Source organism: Bacteroidia bacterium, assembly GCA_033391075.1.
Lineage (GTDB): Bacteria > Bacteroidota > Bacteroidia > J057 > J057 > JAWPMV01.
On sequence record JAWPMV010000001.1, the window covers coordinates 850760 to 872065 of the forward strand.

The following is a 21306-nucleotide window of genomic DNA, read 5'->3' on the forward strand; positions in this document are numbered from 1 at the left end:
GCCTTTTTGCTCCAAAGCTTTTATCTTAAGGTTCATAATCACAACATCATGGAGCAAAATGGAGCGAAACCCGGCCTGCTGACAAAGCTTATTCTCTTAGTTGTAATCATTTGGGGCCTTTCTGCCTTTGCCATTATGCTTGGGCTTGGTAATTGGTCAGATCGAGGAACTTTTGGAGATCTATTTGGAGCCGTAAATGCCCTCTTTTCGGGACTGGCCTTCGCAGGCTTGATTTATACCATCATTCAGCAAAAAGAAGATTTAGAGTTGCAAAGGAAGGAGATCGCTGAAAATAAGTCCGAGTTAAAGAAGTCTGCACGGGCACAGGAACGTTCCCAAAAAGCATTGAAAGAGCAGGTAGAGCAAATGAAAATCGCGGCTCGACTCAATTCCCTAAAAACCCTGATCGACTACTACAACATCCAAATTGCCAATCCCAATAATTCAGAAGAGATCGTTAGTAAGGCGAAAGAAAGGCGCAAGGAAACCATACGCGAAATTGATCAACTCATCAACCGCATCAGCGATGATGATTTGGAATAGAGTACCTCTATTTCTGTTTGAGAAAGCTGCAATCAGCCTAAATGTATCTGGAATTGGTAAATTAGGTAAAACCACGTTCACCCCTTTCTGATGAAAATATATTGTTACATCATTCTGGCTATCCTGCTGCTATCCTGTTCCACCAAAGTTCCTCAACTTCCGGATAAAACTTTGCCTAAGGTAGAGCGCATGAAAAAATACCTGCAGGATTTTGAGCAAGCGGGCTTTTCAGGAAGTGTTTTGGTGGCTGAAAAAGGAGAGATTCTTTTGCGGAAAGGATATGGAGAAAGTGATCGGGCGAAAGGTATCTCGAATAAACCAGAGACCATTTTTGATATGGGTTCGATAAGTAAACAGTATACTGCTGCTGCCATCCTTAAGTTGGAAATGCAGGGAAAATTGAAGGTAGAAGAAAAGGCTTCGAAATATTTGCCGGAATTGGAAGGGCAAAGAAAAGACATCAGCATTCATCAATTATTGACCCACACGGCGGGACTTCCTCAAGCAATCGGATCGGATGAAGAACTGATTCCTCGCTCAGATTATTTTCAACGGCTCAATAATCGCCCGCTTTTACAAGCCCCGGGAGTGAAGCATGTATATTCAAATGTGGGCTATACTTTATTGACCCTGATTATTGAAAAACAGAGTGGTCTGAGATACGAAGACTTTCTCCGAAAAGAGCTCTTTTTGCCTTCAAGAATGGAACAAACGGGTTATATCCTTCCTGAGTGGAAAGTAGATGAAATGGCGCATGGCTACCGTAATAATACCGATAAAGGCCTACCAACCGAACAGAATTGGGATGAAAATGGGCCCGGCTTACACCTTATGGGAAATGGGGGCTTATTATCGACTGTAGATGATATGTACAAATGGCATCAGGCCTTATTGGGGGAAAAAATCCTTTCAACAGAAGCAAAGGAAAAATATTATGCCCGACATACCCCAGAGGAAGGCGGACGAACATTCTATGGTTATGGTTGGGCCATTTTTCCTACCTCTTGGGAATCTACCCTCATCACCCACAATGGAGGCAATGGAATATTCTTCGCAGACTTCCTGAGATTTATCGAAGAAGATGTCTGCATCATGTTTTTTACAAATGCAGTCAATCGGGACGTAGAAAGAATTGCCTTTCGTCTGGCAAGGATAATGTTTGAAGAGAAATATTAGTCGGCTATGCCCAGGTCTGTAATCCGTAAAGCATTGTGGCCTTCATTGTCTTCCTTAATAGTTACGCTATGCCCACCTCCTTCTCCACGATAGTAATAGGAGATCTCGGTGATTTTACCCTTTTCTCTTTTTACAGATAGTTCATCGCTCCAGGCATATTCGGCTTTCTCCGGATTTTCAAACTTTTCCTCATCCTTATCGCTGGCAGGAGGAAAGTATAGTTTTTGTGGAATTCTGCACAATTGTTTGGCTACTAAAAATCCTTCTTGCCATGAGTAGTCGAAAAGGAGAATACTTTCCTCATACTGGAAATAGCCATCATAATCCCTCTCGGTTTTTTCATAATAAACTACATGCCCATCTTTCCGTAATTCATCCACGTATTTCCTGATTTCCATATTCAGGGAAGGAGCCTGATATTTGCTCATATATCCATCAAAAGCATAACCGGTAAAACCTCCATAGGAAACTTTCGCCATGCCCCCTTTTAAACCATCTACTACCAATTCTTTTTTGCCTGGAGGGCTGATTAATTCAACTTTTGCCCCATACGGGATTTTCGTCAATTTATTGTGGCTTACTTCAGGGCCTTCTCGCATGTTCAATCCATTGGGAGCAAACACATAGAGATGTATTGGGTCTTCGGAGATTACTATTTTTAGGGAACTTAGCTGATTATCAGGGCTAAAGCTGCACAAAAAAAGGAGCAAGAATAAGGAAATAGCCGGAAGTCTCATGAAAGAAAATTTTTACGGATTTATGCAAAGGGAAATAGCAGAATAAAAAGCGCATTTAAAAATACTCCTTCACTTTCTCGAAGTACAATAAAAAGGAATCGAAGAAGTTTAATAAAAAGCTGAAAAGATGCAGCTATCATGAACAAAACCGATCTTTTGTATATGAAACCAATTCTATTTTCGCGTATTCTACTAGCGGTAGTAGGCTTTTCCCTATCGATTTCCGCTCAAGCCCAATGTGTTATTGATTCTACCGTGCTTGACAGTTTGCCAGGCATTTATCCAGCCACTCCTCCAGAAGCAGTCGGCTGTAATTTTTATGACACGGATGTAACCTTCGTTTTTCCTTCAGATACCATTGTTGACGTATTTGGAGTACCTCAAAGATTACCTTTTCTATCTTTTGAAATACTTGATATCGCAGGCCTTCCCCAAGGCATAGACTGGAAATGTAACATTGATTCCTGTTTCTATGACTTCAGGCCCAGCAATCCCGATCCGGATACAGCCGGATGCGTTCGCTTATTTGGTACACCCACCATTCCCGGTGTTTATCCCCTAAGCGTATTGGTACGGGCAGAAGTTCTCTTCCTGGGAAGCTCTACTTTCCAAAATACCACCTTTGATTATACCCTGACAGTCGGAGCCTGCCAATTCAATGCTCCCTGTTACAACTATACCGTTAGTTCCAACTGTTTGCCCGCGAGCCTGGACATCAGCAATAACATTCCCTCAAATGGAAATGCGGGATATTCCTACCAGTGGGACCTTGAAGGCCCTAATGGACCGATTTACAGTACCACAGATGAAAATCCATTCAGTCAAATGCTTCCTGATCCGGGACAATATGTGCTTTCCTATCAGGCAGAGATTGATACCGTGGGATTCATACTGGACAGCGTGGTAGTGGATTCTTTGGTGTGCAGCGACTTGCTGGATGCTCCTGATTTATATTGGATTTTGTTTGCTCCTGACGGTTCGGAAGTAGTAAACACCAGCGCTAATCCTGCCAGTAATTCGGGCAATAACCTTCCCTACAACCTAAGCATCAATAACCTTAGGCTGGACACCGGCACCTATGAATTGCAGGTATGGGACCAGGATGATGTCCTGGGTGATCAGGGATGTGCAACCAATGATCGAGGTTCAGGTGCCTCTGTATTTTTCACAGTACCTACTTTCAATACCGGCCCACAACAGATTATTCAGGGAGGTCTTGCTGTAACGATAAGCATTAGAAATCCCGTTCAGCAGATTGCATGCAGCGATACCTTTGAGGTTTCTGCTTTACCCAATGTGCCGGATATTATAGGTGATACCAGCCGCATTTGCTCTGGAGATACCTTATTCCTGAGTACGGTCAGCACCGATTCCATTCAGTGGTTCCTGGACGGTTTTCCGATCCCCAATGCCAATGACTCGGTCTATGCAGCTACCCAGGAAGGAGATTATACTGTAGTAATCACCAATAGAAATACCCTCTGTAGCTCAGAATCGATCCCCTTCCCATTGGAACTATTCGAAGTGCAGGTGCCTAGCATTGCCTTTGATGGCAACCGAACCCTGACTGTGGCCTCCCCGAATCCGGCCTATCGCTACGATTGGGTAAGGCAAAACCATGGGGTAGTTGGTAGTGGAACCCCCTTCATGATCCCCAATTCAGGAGATTATACGGCCATAGCAGTTGATACGGTAACTGGCTGTCAATCGGGACCTTCTGCCACTATAGGTATCATTTTGACTTCTTTAGCAGATTTGGATGAGGTCGCCCGGGAGGTGAAACTCTATCCCAATCCCAATGAGGGACAATTTGTACTCTCATTAGAATTACTAAAAAATAAAGACATAAGCTTTGTGATCCGAGATGCCCTCGGAAGAGAAATCCTGGGCAGAGACCTTGGCAATCGCATTGGATATACGGAATCAGCTGTCAATCTATCTCACCTTCCTGCAGGCTTTTACACCCTGAGTCTGAAACTGGATGTGCTGGTTGTGCATAAAAAATTCCTCAAAAAATAAACCCACCATCAAAAGAAAGGGTCTATAGGTCAGATGGCTTATAGGCCCTTTTGCTTTTTTCTACATTCCATCCACATTTTCCCAAATACTTTTTGGGTATGAAAAAAAAGTTGTATCTTCGACTTAGGAATGTAACTATCTCTAGTTCAGTCTGTTTTAGGCTTTGAGTTAGAGTAATGCATTAAGTGAGACAGAAATAATCAGAAATTTCGTGGCGAAAAATACATCCACACGACGCAAACGAAGCAGTAGCCGCAAAAAGAAGACAACCGGACCCATCACTAGTATGAGTCAATGGTTGGGCTCTTTTCAAGACCCTGCCAGACGTCACCAAAACTGGTCCTTGTTTACCTGGATTGTAGTTCTTGTAAGTGCTGCCGCCCTGATCGCCTGTATTTCCTACTTTTTTACAGGCAATGCAGATCAATCTGAGACAGAAGTAGGAGTTGCCCAGGCCCATAAGGTCAATAATATTCTGGGCCCTATTGGTGCATGGATGGCTGATATGCTGATCCGTAAAGGATTCGGCCTATTTGGTATTCTTATTCCCATTTTTGGGCTATTCATGGGCTTGCTCATGTTTGAGGATGATCCTGAGTATTATGGTTGGGCACGCAAACTATTCAAATACGTCGCATTCATTCTTTTCTTTGGAACCGTATTTTTCTCCTATATAGAATTGCTAATTGATCCAGCCAAAGTCTTTTGGGGTGGAGGCATAGGAGTTGCCATCAATCTGTGGCTTTTTCAATATATAGCCAAAGTAGGAGTAGCCTTCCTCCTCATTTCTTTCATTATCGTATTCATAGTCCTCAATTTCAATGTGGAGGTTAGAACCTCTTCCTTGGTAGAAAGGCTGAAAGAAAGTATGCCGGGAGCTGAAGCAAGAGGAGGGAATCATCCTGTGCGCTATAAGAAGACATTTAAGGAACGTTTAGCTTCCATGCTGGGAGTTGAGGCGGTTCCTCAAAATAAACCCATTAAATCGACTGCGAAAAAGAAAAGCACCACAGTTAAAGCTGAAAAGACAAAAGAGCCTGAAGTCAAATCTGCGAATCCAGTAACTCTGGAACTAAGTCAGCCGGGAATAGAAGAGGCTAAAAAGCAGGCAGAAAGTAATCCGGATGGCCAATTGGAGTTGACGATCGTGGAAACGGCAGATGAGCCTACGATGGAAATTGTGACTCCTCCAGTAGAAACTCCCCTCGTTCACAAAGAACTGGAACAGATTGGGGAGGATAATATTGGACTGGTAAAAGGTGCAGAAGGAAAAGTCGAAAAGATCGTTCCTAAAGAAGATCAGGAATTGGAAAATGCAGAAGAGATTTTTGCGGATGAAGATTTCGATCCTACCCTGGAACTGAGTGATTATCAGAAACCTCACCTGGAATTATTGGAAGATCATGGTTCTGGTCAGGGGCGAGAAGTTAATCGTCAGGAATTGGAAGACAATAAGAACAAGATCCTGCAAACCCTGGGGGATTATGGTATTGAAATAAAATCCATTAAGGCCACGATTGGACCTACAGTTACCCTTTATGAGATTGTTCCAGCTGCAGGGGTACGTATTTCCAAGATCAGAAACCTGGAAGATGATATCGCACTTGGCTTGGCGGCTTTAGGGATTCGTATCATTGCTCCTATGCCGGGTAAAGGTACGATCGGGATAGAGGTGCCAAATTCCAAACCGGAAACTGTATCTCTCAGAGGGGTAATGTCCACGGAGAAATTTTTGGGCACAAAGGCAGAACTTCCCATTGCTATTGGTAGAACTATTTCCAATGAAGTTTTTGTAGGGGACCTCAATAAAATGCCTCACTTGCTGATTGCAGGTGCGACAGGCCAGGGTAAGTCGGTCGGATTGAATACAGTCATTGCTTCAATTCTGTATAAAAAGCATCCGGCAGAAGTAAAATTTATCCTGATTGACCCCAAAAAGGTCGAGATGACTCTCTATCAATCTCTTTCTCATCACTTTCTCGCTCAGCTTCCCAATCAGGGAGATGAGCCGATTGTTACGGATGTAAGGGATGCCGTCAATGTACTGAAGAGTCTATGTATTGAGATGGATAACCGCTATGACCTGCTGAAAAAAGCCAGAGTCCGTAACCTCAAAGAATACAACCTTAAATTTAAAAACCGCAAGCTCAATCCACGCAAAGGCCACAAATTCCTGCCTTACATTGTGCTTGTGATAGATGAATTGGCGGATATGATGATGGTAGCGGGCAAAGAAGTGGAAATGCCGATTGCTCGTTTGGCCCAGCTTGCCCGTGCAGTAGGTATCCATCTGGTTGTCGCTACGCAGCGTCCGTCGGTAAACGTTATTACCGGTATCATCAAAGCCAACTTCCCGGCTCGGATGTCCTATCGCGTTATCTCAAAAGTAGATAGCCGCACCATCCTTGACGCCAATGGAGCAGATCAACTTGTAGGTAGGGGAGACCTCCTGCTTTCGACTGGAAGTGATCTGATCCGTATTCAAAATGCCTTTATCGATACGCCTGAAGTAGAGCGTATTGTAGATCATATTCAGAAACAAAGAGGGTACCCAGAACCCTATTTCCTTCCTGAGATTCCGACCGAAGGAGAAGAAGACGGAGGCCTAGACGAACCCTTTGAAAGAGACAGCCGATTTGATGAAGCCGCACGCATGATTGTGCGCTACCAAATGGGCTCCGCCTCATTAATTCAAAGAAAAATGAAACTTGGATACAACAGAGCGGGTAGAATAATAGACCAGCTTGAGCGCGCAGGTATCGTCGGCCCACATTCCGGAAGTAAGGCGAGAGACGTTTTGATCCAGGATGATGCGGAGTTGGAACGGTATTTGAGCACCTTGCCGTAGTGTTAGAATCTATTTAAGAAAAAGGAATGAAAAATGTGATAAAACATGGCCTCCTGTGGAGTGTCGTGCTTATGCTTCTCTCTGGATTCCAGATTTTAGATGAAAAGTCCGAAAAGATTCTTAGTGAATCGAGAACAAAAATGGAGTCTCTCAAAGACTTTTCTGCAAACCTCAGATACGAAATTAAAAACAAGAGTACCCGTCTCGCACCAGTAGCTAGAACCGGCAAGGTAAAATATAAGAAAGGAAACAAGTATGTTTTATCAATGGCCGATCAGGAAATTTATTGCGATGGTGAGACCCTGTGGCTTTACCTTCCAGAAGATAAGGAAGTAACCATCCTGAACTATGACCCTAGTGAAGAGGGAATGTCCCTCGAATCCATTTTGGGAGTCTATCAGGCCAGTGCCAGTTCACGATATGAGGGCACTGAAGTAATACACGGAAAGAAATGTCATAAGATATATCTGGCAGTTAAGGACCAAAACCTTGAATATAATCAGGCCAATATCTGGATAAACATTTCAAGCAAGATGTTAGAAAAAGTAAGTTTGATCGACAGAAAGCAGACGGTTACGACTTATGAATTCTCTTCCATCTCAACGAATAAAGGTCTTTCAGATAAAGATTTTCAATTCGACATCAACAAGCATTCAGATGTTGATGTTTATGATGAACGGGAAGGCTAGAAAAAATATCATTAAAAGGCTCCCCTAGATGGGGAGCTTTTTTTTTGTCTGAACTTTTGCAAATTTGACCTCTTGCTCTAGGAGATTTATATTTATAGTAATGAACAAAAACACCATTCCGCTGATGCTATTAGTTTTTCTGATATCTTCAGGATTTTTAATTCATCAGGGAAGCCCCTCACTTCAGGACAAAAAAGCTGAAGAAATCATTCAGGCATCCCAGGATTTCTATTTTAATCTTGAGGATATGGAAATTGATTTTTCCTATCTGGTGAAGGGGATTTCTAGTAGGCAACGCATTCAAAGGGGGTCTATCCAGATCAAGCAGGCCAAGTACGTCATGAAAATGCGGGAACAAGAGACTTTTTGTGATGGTAAAAGGATTTGGGTATACCTGCCCGGTGTAAATGAATATATGGTATTTAGCATGGGGGAGTGGACCTATGGAAATATTATGCAATTGATTTACAGTATGTATTTCAGCCCCTCAAAGAAAGATTATCAAGGCATCGAATTGCTGGATGATGGGACCAGAACTCATAAGATCCGCTTCTTGATGAAATCTTCTGACCTCAATTATTCCACGGCTTACGCCTGGTATGATGAAGAGACAAAACTTCTGGCTAAGGTTACCTTCCTTGATAGACAAAGACGACAAAGGACTTTTTCTTTTTCAAATTTGAGATATAATATGGGGGTTCCGAATGAAACCTTTGTTTTCCGCCCGCAAAACTACCCGGGCATTGAATTGCGCAGATAGGATATGAGGAAAGGACTATCAATTTTCTTGTCGTACTTCTTACTCTTTGCCTGTACTACTCCTGAAACACAGGTACAGGAAGTTGTATGGTCACGAGAATTGATCGCTGAGGAAGTAGCAGAAAGAATCGCTCGCTCAGATACCCTCCCCCGGCTTCCACAAGACCTACAGGAGGTGCTGCCCGAAAAATGGGAACCCTTTATTTCCACAGAAGAAAAAACGAATATCCCTCTATCAGGTCATATGTCCTGGACTGAAGCCCGAAAAGTATATTTTCAGGCTGATAGAAGTTTTGTGGAGATATTTTTGATGGACTATGCCGCTGACCGAAGAGCCGTTATGCGACTTTATGAGAAATATGAAGATGCACAGCGATCTGAGGGTAATAAGCCTAAGGTCTGGCCAGAAGAGAAATCCAGCGTATTCGCCTGGAATTGGTTTGATCAGAGAAATGAGTTACACTATGTAGAAGCTGCTGTGTCTTCACGCTTCCATATTTTGATACGAACCAACCTCCCCGAATCTCGACAGGTCCTGGAAAGTACCTGGTCGAAATTGGCTTGGAAAAAGCTGGAGGAGATGGGAGCTTTGAACTAAAAGCCTGAGTCATCTCATTTTTATTAAATCTTTTTAACGGATGACTTAAACATTTTGGCTTTCTTTGCAGTCCAAATAGTATGCATGCATAATATATTTATATAGACTATGAATTTACACTTGACGGAAGAACATAATTTGATTCGCGATATGGCCCGTGAGTTTGCCGAAACTGTTTTAAAGCCAGGGGTGATTGAGCGCGACAATGAGCAGCACTTTCCTGCTGAACTGGTAAATCAAATGGCAGAACTGGGATTCATGGGAATGCAGGTTGACCCCAATTATGGTGGAGGAGGAATGGATACGATTTCTTATGTAATAGCGATTGAAGAATTGTCCAGATGGGATGCCTCTGCTTCAGTGATCATTTCTGTAAATAATTCGCTGGTTTGTTGGGGTCTAAATGAATTTGCAACCCATGAGCAAAAGGAAAAATACCTCAAACCTCTTGCTCTGGGAGAAACTGTGGGAGCCTTCTGCCTTTCAGAACCCGAAGCGGGAAGTGATGCAACACAACAAAGGACTACCGCTATAGATATGGGAGATCATTATTTGGTGAATGGAACCAAAAACTGGATCACAAATGGAGGGCGTGCCGATACTTATCTGGTCATGGCGCACACAGATAGAGAAAAGAAACACAAAGGGATCAACTGCCTGATTGTCGAAAAAGGTATGGAAGGCTTTGAGGTGGGGCCTAAAGAGGATAAACTTGGAATCAGAGGTTCTGATACCCATTCCTTGAACTTTAACGATGTGAAAGTCCCCAAGGAGAATCGGGTAGGAGAGGATGGCTTTGGTTTTAAATTCGCCATGAAGACCCTCAACGGAGGTCGAATCGGTATTGCTGCTCAAGCCCTAGGTATTGCAGCAGGCGCTTTTGATTTAGCTTTAGCGTATTCCAAAATCCGCAAGGCTTTTGGGACCGAGATATTCAATCACCAGGCGATACAGTTTAAATTAGCCGATATGAAGATGGAACTGGAAGCTTCCAGAGCACTTGTCTATCGTGCTGCCTGGGAAAAGGATCAGGGAATGGATTATGCAGCATCCGCAGCTATGGCAAAACTCCATGCTTCAAAGACGGCTATGTTTTGTGCCAATGAAGCCATCCAGATCCATGGTGGAAATGGATATGTGAAAGAGTATCATGTAGAAAGGTTTCTTCGTGATGCCAAAATCACTGAAATCTATGAAGGTACCAGTGAGATCCAAAGAATGACCATCGCAAGAGACTTGCGCTAAGGATATCATGTATAACATAAAAAACCTGCCTTTGTCGGAAGGCAGGTTTTTTTTCGCTCAAATTGATGCGTACGCACCAAAACATTATGAATCTCAGGGCTTAGTCTGAGAAAGTATAAGCGTATTTCCCATTGAGATAAATATGAAGTTTATCTTCTGTATCCCAAAGGGCCGTTAATTTACAGTTTTGTCCAATCTGCAGATATGCTCTTTCTGCCGCAAAGGCCCGTATAGGTAAAATAGCTTCAGCCCCGGAACCTTGGGAGAGATACAAACCCTTTGCATCAGGATAGTGCTCTCCTTCCAGCCACACATTGAAGCTGAAATCATTGCTAAGGCTCAGACTTGCATATTTTTTGCTTTTGGAAAGACCTCCTTCCCAGGGACTCATCAGAATTTCTTCCAATCCCATGATGTCTGGATTTCCATGAACTCTGGAAACAAAAGGTGCTTCATCTGCCATTCCTGCAAGCAGGATTTTATGGTTGTCCTGGATGGTGAAATCATAAAGTTTTTCACGTCCCAGTTTGAAATTCTCATTGGTTAATTGGCCATCAGTACCAAAAGATTTATCCAGTTTGCCGTGCTCATTGATACGAACTACGGTTACTTTGTGGTTACTGGTTCCCATCAGGAGGAGATTCCCATCTTGTTGGATATGCATACCTGTCGCATATTCAGTGCCTCCCAAATCGATATAGGAGATTCCACTCCCCTCGTCTCCATAGCCTCTGTCAAGCATGCCATTTGGGAAAAGCTTGATGACTACGAAATCAAATCCACGGGCATATTGGTTGCGACGGGTATGGCCCATGAGGAGAATATTTTGGTCTTTATCCAAAGCCATTCCTTCACAAAAGCCATTTTCAACACCAATATCCATGATCTTGATCCCATCCCCGTCAAATCGTGGATCAGGATTTCCATCTGTATCCAAACGGAAGATCGCAAACTTGGTAAATCTTTCTGGCTTGGTATATCCGCAGACGAGTATCTTTCCGTCTTCCTGTACAAGAAGATCCTGAAAAGAATCGTATTTGCCTACATCAATTCTTTTGATTCCTCCATTGCCAAATCCCCAGTCGATTGTACCATTGGGTTCAAGACGAACGATGGCAAAATCTCTTTGGATCCAGCTTTGAGCATAAGTATTACCTGCCAATAGCAGTTTCCCATCTTCCTGAAAGGTCAAGGAGCTTGCCTCGTCTGTACCGCCCAGGTTTAGAATCTTTCTTCCCTGACTGGCAAAGTCTTTATCAATGCTTCCGTCATTATTCAGTCGGATAAGGAGAAAATCTTTGTCTTTTTTACTGGTAGTGATATATCCGGTAAGATATATGTGGCTTAGATTTGGAGCCTGGATGTCACGAATCTCACCTTCGATACCAAGGTCTACCCGACCATTGTATCCAAACTCGAGATCAACAGATCCATCTTCAAATAGGCGACTGATGAAAAGGCTTTCCTTATCATCTTTGTAAGCCTTGCCGGCAATCAGAATTTTCCCATCTGCCTGTGTTCCCAGGCAATGGGGGTCTTCGGGAGAAGCATCCTCATTCAAGCTCACAAATCCTTTCTCTCCGAACGCATGATCTACATGACCGACCAACTGGCCGAACATATTAAAGGGACTCCAAAGGAGATAACAAGAGAAGGTCAGGCATAGGTATAAAAGCTTCACAAGGAATGGATTTTTGAAGACAACATTATGAACCCCATTTTGCTTTCTTGCCAAAAGGCGCGTTCCTCAGTACAAAAGTAATTTTTAAGACACCAAATTACCTTTTACTACGGCTGAACGGCAAGAATTGCTGTATTAATGGATTTCGTAAATTGTCAACAGTAAAATATTACCATATTTTGGCATTTTTTAGCGACTGATAGAAAGTCTCGAGGTCAATATTGGAACCACAAATTAGGACGCCAACCCGCTTCCCTGAAAGATCATTTTTCAATTTCTCTAACAAGGCCGCCATAGAGGCGGCGCCTGCAGGCTCAACGACCTGCTTCAATTCGCGAAATATCAACTCCATGCTGCTTTTTATCATGTCGTCATCAATCAAGACAACCTTTTCCAGATTTTGCATGCAAAGCTCCATACTATATGGCATAGTAAAGGGAGCTCCCAGACTATCTGCAATGGTTCTGACCTTATCCAATCGTTCCGTGTTGCCTGATTGAAAGCTTCTGTACATGGTATCAGCCCCTACTGGTTCAACCCCATAAATCTTGATATCCGGATTTGCCAGTTTCAAGCCTGTGGACATCCCCGCTGCCAAACCCCCACCGCCAATAGGAATGATACAGGCATCCAGTTTGGGGACTTGTTGCTGAAATTCATAACCCAGGGTCGCGGTTCCTGTAGCGGTAAGCTGCCCTTCGAAAGGATGAATAAACTTTCTGCCTTCTTTTTCCTGAATTTCCTCAACCATACGAAATGCCTCCGTAACATCCGGAACCAGAATTACCTCAGCTCCCAATTCTTTGCACTTTTTAATTCTTGCAGGATTAGCATTGTCAGGCATCACGACCTTTGCATGACTATTCATGAGACGGGCTGCGTAGGAAGTAGCTATTGCATGATTTCCCGCACTTACGGCAGTAACTCCTCGTTTTAATTCTTCTTCGGATAAATCTGCCATATTGATCAGAGCTCCCCGAGTCTTGAAACTCCCTCCATGTTGCAGGAGTTCCATTTTGACATAGACTTCTGTATCCTTGCCTGCCAATCGATCTTTCACCTGCCCTTCCCATTTATGAACAGGGGTTTTTACTGTCAGATTTTCCAGAAAGGAAATGGCTTTTTGTACGCTTTGGAGATCGGGAGCAATAGCAGTTGTCATATCTTAATGAATTTTGGTAGGAATCGTAAATATGGATAAGGAGAAAGATTAAAAAAAATAAATTTCTCTTCCGATTCAGAATTAATCGGGAGAATTATTTGATCCGTTTAGACATAAGATATCAGGGCTGAGTTGTAGGCCAAATTCAGCAAGACAGATCAGGAAAGGAAAATTTATTATAGGCCTGTATAAGCTCAGTTTAAGCAGTGATACGTGCCCATAAGTTTTTGGGCAGCGTCTTGAGTGCAAATAGAAGTTGTTTCCCCAGAGAAGCATAGCCTACCTCATCTATTAAATGCGCTGTCGCCTGATTGTAGGGGGGAGTAATGGCGTCAAAGGTGCCGCCTTTACCTTTTACAAAATATCCTCTGGGATTTGAGAATGCCCGGAAGGCTTCGACTCCATGATGATGTCCCATTCCACTTTCCCCAACTCCCCCAAAAGGCAGAGCGGGTTGTGCGGCTTGAAGGGCTGCGATATTGACCGCTACTCCACCTGATTGAGTGTGGGTACTGATGGTATCTATGAAAGTCTGATTTTTTGAGAAAATATATAATCCCAGAGGCTTATCTCCTGCATTGATATAGTCAATGGCGTCCTGTGTACTTTTGTAAGGAATGATGGGCAGGATAGGACCAAATATTTCTTCCTGCATTATCCGCAATTCCTGAGGAGGATTCACGATGATATAAAATGGCATATTTCTATTACTGCCATCCAAATCTGAACCTATCTGAACCACTTTGGCCCCTGAGGTTTTGGCTTCATCAACCAATTCCTGCAAACGCTTCAGATGTCTGTCGGTGATGATTCCGCAGGCATTGGCACTACAATTGTCTTCGGCAAAGTTCAGCTGGAAATGATGGATCATTCGCTGGGAGAAATCTTCCAACTGATTCTCAGGAACCAGGCAATAATCCGTTGTAACGCACATCTGACCTCGCTTGACAACCTTTACTCCGGCAATATCAGCTATGCTTTCCTCCGAAATCCCGCTTTCATCCAGTATTACCGGACTTTTCCCTCCAAGCTCCAGCGTAACCGGAACCAGGTTTTTTGCAGCAGCTTCCATCACTTTTCGGCCCACAACTCCACTCCCTGTATAAATGAGGTGGTCCCATTTCAGGCTGGGGAAATGAATGGCCAGATCAAGGCCTCCATTTACCACTGCTAGCTGATCCTCTTCAAATGTATCAGCAATGATTTCTTCCAAAACCTTTCCACAAGCCGGAGACAGATCAGAAGGTTTGATGATTATCCGGTTTCCTGCTGCCAATAAATCCAGGGTCGGACCCAGGCCAATGTCAAAAGGGAAATTCCAGGAAACCATATTGCCGACAACTCCTTTGGGATGATATTTCAGATAAGCTTTAGAGCTACCCAATGTAATCGGATTGACTTCCTTGCGAATGGGTTTCATCCATTTTTTTACCTGAGCGATATTGTATTTCGCCCGATCAAACATCCCCAGTATTTCGATCAAATCTCCTTGTTGTCGGGAGTGTCCCTGAAAATCTTCTTCCAGTGCATTTAAAATTTTCTCCCTATGCTTCTTCAACATTCGCGGGATTCTTTCCATGAGCTCGATACGTTCCTGAGCACTTGGATAGGGATTTTGCTGAAAGGCTTTTTGTTGAAGTTCAAAAATGCGATGGAGGCGTTCAATGACGGCCTGATCCTTGGTGGGATGGGAGGTAGTAGTGGGCATCTCAATTACATTTATTTACAAAAGATACATATGTATCTCCAATCAAGTATAAGTTAGGAATATTATCAGAAATTTTTTGTGAAGAGCTGTTTTGAAAAGAAAGAGAGGAATGGAAACTTTTATGTTCCATTCCTCTCTTTTTTAGATCAAATCTCTTTGCCTCATTTAATTTTCTGCTTTCAGCAAACGGATAACTTTATGCTTTCCAGGAGAAAATACTTTTATAAAGTATAAACCAGGACTCCATTCCTCTCCTGGTATTTTTACATATTTCTGCTTAGCAATTAGCTTATTCTGGTAAATGACATGGCCGAGCATATCATAAACTTGAATTTCTATAGGAGTAGGATCGTTTATCGGAAGTGATACTATAAATTCCTCCCTAAATGGATTTGGATAAGCTTTTATATCCTCCCATTCATCTGGATTAGCGAAACGGTTAGAACTGGAGGTTTGGCAGGAACTAATGGCCGATAAAGAGATACTTATATTGGGGGCATCACCGTCATAAATATCACGGAGATTAACAGTGATCTGACTTACGGCCCCATTTATATCTATATTGGCTGAATTTTGATTGCTTCCTGAAAAAGGCCCCAGGTTCACCAAAGTGCCTGTGCCATCTAGGTAGCTAATGGAAACCTCTTCAATATACCGACTGTCAGATTTCCCTTTTGTTTTGGAGCCAATACCTGAAATGCTAAAAGAAATATTTTCCTGATTTGCGAGATTAATGCTTGTACTGCTACTTCCTGTCCCACTATGCGATAAGTTCGAATTAGGAAAACTATTTGAGACATCCTGACAGTCATCACATCCATCCGGGATACCGTCTCCATCTGCATCTTGTAAATCATCTGATCCCGGACAAACATCATTGCCGTCGCATACTCCATCATTATCAGCATCTGAACAGGGTTCCCCATTCCCCTGGCAATAACTAACATTTGATAGGCTTATGCTCATTTGCGTGCTACCTGTATTACCGTCAAGTTCGTCTTCGAGGCTAAGGCTGATGGATTGTACCTGCCCTGGAATATCAATATTTACATCGGAAACATTGCTCGCACTATAACTTCCATAGGATATTGTAGAACCGGATCCATTCACATATGATACTTTGACTAATTCACTGTAATGCTTTGAGGAAGGCCCGTTTGTCCTACTGTTGATGCCAGTAATTGTAAAGTTGATATTCTCGCTATTTGCTGGCAAACTCACATGAGTTGAATTTGCTCCAGTCCCTGCATGGGTAAGAGGGTTAGGAGAAAATGAACTACTAAGACCACAATTATTGGATACAATCTCCTCAACTGAAAAATCGGCAAAGAGTACTACCTCATCTCTCAATTGTGCACTATTATTCAGGCTGCGGTAAATCCCCCATTTAGGTCGTTGAAATTCTGCTCCGGTTTTCCACATTCTAATCGCAGGATCCTGGTAATAAAACAAGCTTGCATTATCACTAATTCTATTGAGAGAAAGTTCATAAGAACCAGTTTCCCCATAGGTAATTGTCTCTGTGGCTTCCACCCATACTCCTTTGAAATCCGATAAAGGAGCTGTAGCAAGGGTAAGCTGAGTATTACTTTCTGCATACCTCAATTCGAGATTTTCAGGACTCCCTGCTCTTGCAGTTAGGGTGATTTGTGGCATGCTGGATTCTGAACCTCCAACTGCTTTGATCTGATGTAAGTGAGTGAAACTACTAGATGGTTGAAATCCTGCATCCAATTTGAATTTCCAGGAGTAAATTACCGTTTCACCTTCTATTCCAAGAAGATTGTCAGGGGATTGATCATAAGACTTGATCTCATTCCTTTGGCGGTCAAAATTTATGCAACGATCATCATCCTGGTCCCTATGAATAAAGAACCTGAATACATTGCTTTGGAGTTCATTGTCGAATACTTCGTCAATATGCCTTCCAAAAGTGCCATGTGAACAATCTGGAACTTCAATTGGATTATAACCAGGAGCTAAAACGCTTTCAATCAACTCATAGGTATTCCCCGGGCCATCAGCGGAAAGAAGGGTTTGGGAAATAAGCTCTTGAGTGAAAAGGGAGAAAGATACAAGTAATAGTACTTTGGAAAAGCATGATGCCAGTAGTCGCATAGTAGTGTGGTATGTTAATAAAGGGTAAATAAATAGGGAGTAGATAGATCTATATAAATAAGTCGCCCCCCAATGATTCTGCTAAAGGTAAAAAAGAATTTAAAAATAAGGGAATCTCAAAGCATGCGAAAATCCAATTACCTTATCTCTCTTTTCCTTATCTTCGTTCCTGTGTTTGGAAAGCCATCAGATAAAAGTTATTCGGTCAGTGAACTGACGCACTATCTCAAGCATTTGCTGGAAGAAGATAGTATTCTGCGCAATGTGCAGGTAAGTGGAGAGGTGAGCAATTTGACCTATCACCGATCGGGCCATGTGTACTTCAGCCTGAAAGATCGCGATTCTCAGCTCAATTGCGTGATGTTTAAGAGTTATGCTCAATTGGCTCCTCGAATAGCCGCAGGAGACAAAATACTGGCCAATGGAGGGATTTCTGTCTATGCTCCCAGGGGTAACTATCAGTTGATGGTGCGATCTGTGAGAAAGCAAGGCATGGGAGATCTGTATCAGCGATTTCTCCTTTTAAAGCAAAATTTACAGGAAGAAGGCCTTTTTAATCCTGCTATCAAAAGACCTATCCCTCAATTCCCGGAAGAGATTGCCCTTATTACTTCACCTACGGGAGCAGCTGTAAAAGATATGCTGAGAACGATTGCCCGACGATATGATCGGGTAAAAGTAGTTTTATATCCGACCGTAGTTCAGGGGGAAAGAGGAGTCTCATCCATCGTCAATAGTTTGAAATTGGCGCAGGAAAGCAAGGCAGATGTGATTCTACTGGCTCGAGGAGGAGGTTCGCTGGAAGACTTGTGGAATTTCAACGAAGAAGCTGTGGCCCGAGCCATCAGAAAGGGAGATATCCCCATTATCTGTGGGGTAGGACATGAGACTGATATTACCATTGCGGATTTTGCTTCAGACCTTCGCGCATCCACTCCTACAGCTGCTGCAGAGCATGCCGTTCCGGAAAAGGATGCATTTCTATATACCCTAGATCAATACGAACTCCAAATCCAGCGAGGCTTACAGTATTTCATAGACTTTAAGCGCCAGGTTCTGGATGATTATGAATATCGTTTACAGGAAAATCTCAATAAAAATCTGAGAGAAAAACGTCATGCCCTGGATTTGCTGGAAACTCAGCTCAAGGGTCTGGATATGACCAAATTGCTGGAAAGAGGCTATTCCCTGACCCTAAAAGATGGAGAAATTCAAAGATCTGCGGAAAATATCAAGGCTGGAGACCAAATAGAGACGATATTTACAGATGGGCGAAAAAAATCCCGTGTAGAAGAATCATAGAATATCATGGACACTTCTTATCAATTGGATCCGGAAGAATTCGGCGTTTTGGCTGACCGTGACTTTATGCCACTCAAACAAAAGGTTTGGGTTAAGCTGGAAGGAATTCTATCGATGTTAGCCGATCGTGAATTGCAGTTATTGGATGAATACCAGGGGCTCCTGGATATTGATCTCTCTATGCCTTTCCCCAAGACCTCCCGCGGAGAGAATTATAAGTCTTATTCTTATCGGGTGTTGGATTTCCCTCGCTTACTGGAAAAGGAAGATATTTTCCTTTTTCGCTGCATGATCCTTTGGGGACATCCGATTGGCTTTCATCTCATTTTGAGTGGGAAATACCAAAGAGCTTATTCCGAAAAATTATTGTCCGCCCGTAAGCATTTGCCTTTTCCGGCCTACTATGCTGCTCAGGAATCTCCCTGGATTTGGGAATCAGATGCAGAAGGTTTACTCGCCTTGAGTTCCAATTCGCACATTGATCATACACTCAGAGATTTTTGCAAACTTAGCAGTTTTATTCCTTTGGGGGATTATCGCAAAATTCCAGATAAAGGGGAAGACATCTTTCGGACCTGGCTCAGGTTGATTAGTTCTTGAGAGTGCAGAAATTTCAAGTAGGTCATCTCGAGGCTTGACTAAGCGATGGATGCTGCGCCGAGAGACCTTGTTTTTAAGGATTATAGATAATACATGATCTCTCAGCACGCAGGCCTTCCCGCTACCAAACTTCGAGATGACCTATGGAAATATTGAAAAACATGCTCCAGCTCAAAAATATCCATCACATAGCCATCATTTGTTCAGATTATCAGCGTTCCAAAAGCTTTTATACAGAAGTAATGGGTTTGCGGATTCTCAAAGAAACCTATAGAGAAACACGGGATTCCTACAAATTGGATTTGGCTATAGGAGAGAACTATGTAATAGAACTATTTTCTTTCCCTAATCCCCCGCCAAGAGTTTCCCGCCCCGAAGCCCAGGGACTCAGGCATTTGGCTTTTGCAGTAGAGGATGTAGCCAAAGAAAGAGACGCCTTGCTTGCCCAAGGGATTGAGGTGGAAGAGATTCGACCGGATGAGTTGACCGGCAAAAAGTTTACTTTCTTTGCTGATCCGGATGATTTGCCCCTGGAATTGTATGAAATTTGAGGAAGCACCCTTGCCAGAAGAAAAACCGTAAAAGGAAGGATACCTTAGAAATATGCAGAAATATACGCCTCGTCCGTATGCAAATTCAGACTACGACCGGGAATTTAACCTACTCTATATTTATGTAAGTCCCACCGAGAAACAAAAATCTGGAATTGTAAAATCCCGCGTAGATGAGAACACCTTGCTCACTACCAATTTAGGCATCTATGATATTGGCAAAGATCATTTGAGCCACTTCTTTGATATAGGAACTGATAAGCTCATACGGAACGTTTATTATGAAAATTCCTACGATACAGAAAAAAAGAGGATGGTATTCAATGTAGAAGATGGCAACATTTTCAACAACCACGAGATTGAAAAAAGAGAAAAATTTGACGTCCTTTTTGTGTTGGCCTGGGATCGAAAACAGGAAGTATTCGAATTCTGGCGATCCTCTCGTCTGGGGGAAGATAAAATTCTACTTCAAAGCTTTTCGGAAGATGAAAAAGTCATTTCCAAGATTGATGTCTTCAATAAGAAAGTCCTCTTTATCAAGAAGCTTGAGAATAAAGTAGAGGTGGAAGCATTTGATTGGAAATAAGCTTATTTATGGTAGGTAAGGACAAAATCTTCAATCCACTTTTGAACGCTATCTCTCTGTGCCGCAGTTGCCCCAATAAAACCATGATCGCTGCCTTCCAGTTTGTGAATCTCATTTACAATACCCAGTGAATCTGCTTTTGCTTGTAAAAGGACAGATTGTTGATAGGGAACTACGCGATCTATATCTCCATGTATTATGAGGAGTGGAGGCGCATCGGATTCAAAATAGCTAATGGGCGAATGTTTGCCAGCAAAGGCCCATGCTTTCGTCGTATCGCTTTGAGGATCAAAGCCAAACAGATATTGAGAAAGATCCAGGCCCTTTTTTATGGGAGCCGGAAAGTTTTCAATTCTGGCTGTTAATTCTTTTCTGATTTCGGAATCTACATACAAAGCTCTGAGATCAACAGGGCCATAAACATCAACCAGATAATTGATGGGATAGGAGTAGGAAATGCCAAATTCTTTTCCGTTTGCATAAGCTGCCATCATGGCTAAATGTGCACCTGCGGATTCCCCCATTAAGCCAACATTCTGTAAATCCAGGCTATATTCCTCTGCATGTTCTTCTACCCATTTCATCACATCCAGGGCATCTTCTACACATTTTGGGAAAGGCGATTTTCCACTTTCGGCCAGGGTATAGTTAGGGGAAATGACTACAAATCCTTTTGCTCTCAGGGCATTAATGGCTCCATGAAATCTGGCATTATTGATTGCTTCTTTCGTCCCCCCAATCCAGGCTCCTCCATGAAAATGAACGAGAACCGGCCTGAGCTCATATAGATTCTGGGTAGGTTCATAAAGGTCCAGGGCCAGGCCTTCTTTATAGCTCAATTGGTATTCGATTTCGCCCTGGGTAATGGGTGCCTCTCTACTGTAGAGGAAATAAATCAGAGAACTTCCAGCCAATAGCAGGAAGAGTCCAATGATCAGGAAAGTTTTCTTGAGCTTTTTCATCAAGGGCAAAAATACAACAGAG

Annotated in this window: 18 protein-coding genes; 12 read left to right on the forward strand and 6 right to left on the reverse strand. The window is 42.8% G+C overall.

The features are described 5' to 3' along the window. The first annotated feature begins 48 nt into the window (after positions 1 to 48). Both R8P61_03380 and R8P61_03385 read left to right on the forward strand, forming a co-directional pair. On the forward strand, positions 49 to 543 hold the full coding sequence (locus R8P61_03380; GenBank protein ID MDW3646080.1) for a hypothetical protein: 495 nt from the start codon (positions 49 to 51) through the stop codon (positions 541 to 543). Positions 544 to 633: 90 nt separating this feature from the next. After that, on the forward strand, positions 634 to 1719 hold the full coding sequence (locus R8P61_03385; protein ID MDW3646081.1) for a serine hydrolase domain-containing protein: 1086 nt from the start codon (positions 634 to 636) through the stop codon (positions 1717 to 1719). On the opposite strand, the gene R8P61_03390 is transcribed toward R8P61_03385, so the two are convergent. Next, complete coding sequence (locus R8P61_03390; GenBank protein ID MDW3646082.1) at positions 1716 to 2456, reverse strand: SH3 domain-containing protein; 741 nt, start codon at positions 2454 to 2456, stop codon at positions 1716 to 1718. The genes R8P61_03385 and R8P61_03390 overlap by 4 nt on opposite strands. Before the next feature lie 162 nt (positions 2457 to 2618). On the opposite strand from R8P61_03390, the gene R8P61_03395 reads away from it, so the two are divergent. The 6 genes from R8P61_03395 to R8P61_03420 all read left to right on the forward strand — a co-directional run bounded on the left by R8P61_03395 (position 2619) and on the right by R8P61_03420 (position 10614). Continuing rightward, positions 2619 to 4475 (forward strand): T9SS type A sorting domain-containing protein, encoded by a 1857-nt coding sequence (locus R8P61_03395; protein MDW3646083.1) that lies wholly within the window; start codon positions 2619 to 2621, stop codon positions 4473 to 4475. 211 nt (positions 4476 to 4686) lie between these two features. Further along, the gene (locus tag R8P61_03400) at positions 4687 to 7323 is read left to right on the forward strand and encodes a DNA translocase FtsK (protein ID MDW3646084.1); all 2637 of its coding nucleotides are present in this window, start codon (positions 4687 to 4689) and stop codon (positions 7321 to 7323) included. A gap of 26 nt (positions 7324 to 7349) precedes the next feature. Then, entirely contained in the window at positions 7350 to 8012 is a 663-nt protein-coding gene (locus tag R8P61_03405) for an outer membrane lipoprotein carrier protein LolA (protein ID MDW3646085.1), read from the forward strand. Between the two features lie 100 nt (positions 8013 to 8112). Further along, positions 8113 to 8772: an outer-membrane lipoprotein carrier protein LolA gene (locus R8P61_03410; protein MDW3646086.1), complete on the forward strand. Its 660-nt coding sequence runs from the start codon at positions 8113 to 8115 to the stop codon at positions 8770 to 8772. A gap of 27 nt (positions 8773 to 8799) precedes the next feature. Then, a complete protein-coding gene (locus tag R8P61_03415; GenBank protein ID MDW3646087.1) occupies positions 8800 to 9369 on the forward strand; it encodes a hypothetical protein in 570 nt (189 codons plus the stop codon). Between the two features lie 108 nt (positions 9370 to 9477). After that, a complete protein-coding gene (locus tag R8P61_03420) occupies positions 9478 to 10614 on the forward strand; it encodes an acyl-CoA dehydrogenase (protein MDW3646088.1) in 1137 nt (378 codons plus the stop codon). A gap of 100 nt (positions 10615 to 10714) precedes the next feature. On the opposite strand, the gene R8P61_03425 is transcribed toward R8P61_03420, so the two are convergent. The 4 genes from R8P61_03425 to R8P61_03440 form a co-directional block, all read right to left on the reverse strand. Then, complete coding sequence (locus tag R8P61_03425; protein MDW3646089.1) at positions 10715 to 12295, reverse strand: hypothetical protein; 1581 nt, start codon at positions 12293 to 12295, stop codon at positions 10715 to 10717. A 169-nt stretch (positions 12296 to 12464) separates the two neighbouring features. Further along, positions 12465 to 13457, reverse strand: a complete 993-nt coding sequence (locus R8P61_03430) for a threonine/serine dehydratase (protein ID MDW3646090.1) — start codon at positions 13455 to 13457, stop codon at positions 12465 to 12467. 199 nt (positions 13458 to 13656) lie between these two features. Further along, positions 13657 to 15165, reverse strand: a complete 1509-nt coding sequence (locus tag R8P61_03435; protein MDW3646091.1) for an aldehyde dehydrogenase family protein — start codon at positions 15163 to 15165, stop codon at positions 13657 to 13659. 165 nt (positions 15166 to 15330) lie between these two features. Further along, entirely contained in the window at positions 15331 to 17283 is a 1953-nt protein-coding gene (locus R8P61_03440; protein MDW3646092.1) for a T9SS type A sorting domain-containing protein, read from the reverse strand. Positions 17284 to 17406: 123 nt separating this feature from the next. On the opposite strand from R8P61_03440, the gene xseA reads away from it, so the two are divergent. From xseA to R8P61_03460, 4 genes are all read left to right on the forward strand, one after another. Further along, positions 17407 to 18585, forward strand: a complete 1179-nt coding sequence (xseA, locus tag R8P61_03445) for an exodeoxyribonuclease VII large subunit (GenBank protein ID MDW3646093.1) — start codon at positions 17407 to 17409, stop codon at positions 18583 to 18585. A gap of 6 nt (positions 18586 to 18591) precedes the next feature. Then, positions 18592 to 19185, forward strand: a complete 594-nt coding sequence (locus R8P61_03450) for a hypothetical protein (protein ID MDW3646094.1) — start codon at positions 18592 to 18594, stop codon at positions 19183 to 19185. 161 nt (positions 19186 to 19346) lie between these two features. Further along, the gene (locus tag R8P61_03455; GenBank protein MDW3646095.1) at positions 19347 to 19736 is read left to right on the forward strand and encodes a VOC family protein; all 390 of its coding nucleotides are present in this window, start codon (positions 19347 to 19349) and stop codon (positions 19734 to 19736) included. A 52-nt stretch (positions 19737 to 19788) separates the two neighbouring features. Further along, a complete protein-coding gene (locus R8P61_03460) occupies positions 19789 to 20322 on the forward strand; it encodes a hypothetical protein (GenBank protein ID MDW3646096.1) in 534 nt (177 codons plus the stop codon). Positions 20323 to 20324: 2 nt separating this feature from the next. Here R8P61_03460 and R8P61_03465 read toward each other — a convergent pair whose 3' ends face one another. After that, positions 20325 to 21284 carry an alpha/beta hydrolase gene (locus tag R8P61_03465; protein ID MDW3646097.1) on the reverse strand — a complete coding sequence of 320 codons (960 nt, stop codon included), beginning with the start codon at positions 21282 to 21284 and terminating at the stop codon, positions 20325 to 20327. Positions 21285 to 21306: the final 22 nt, after the last annotated feature.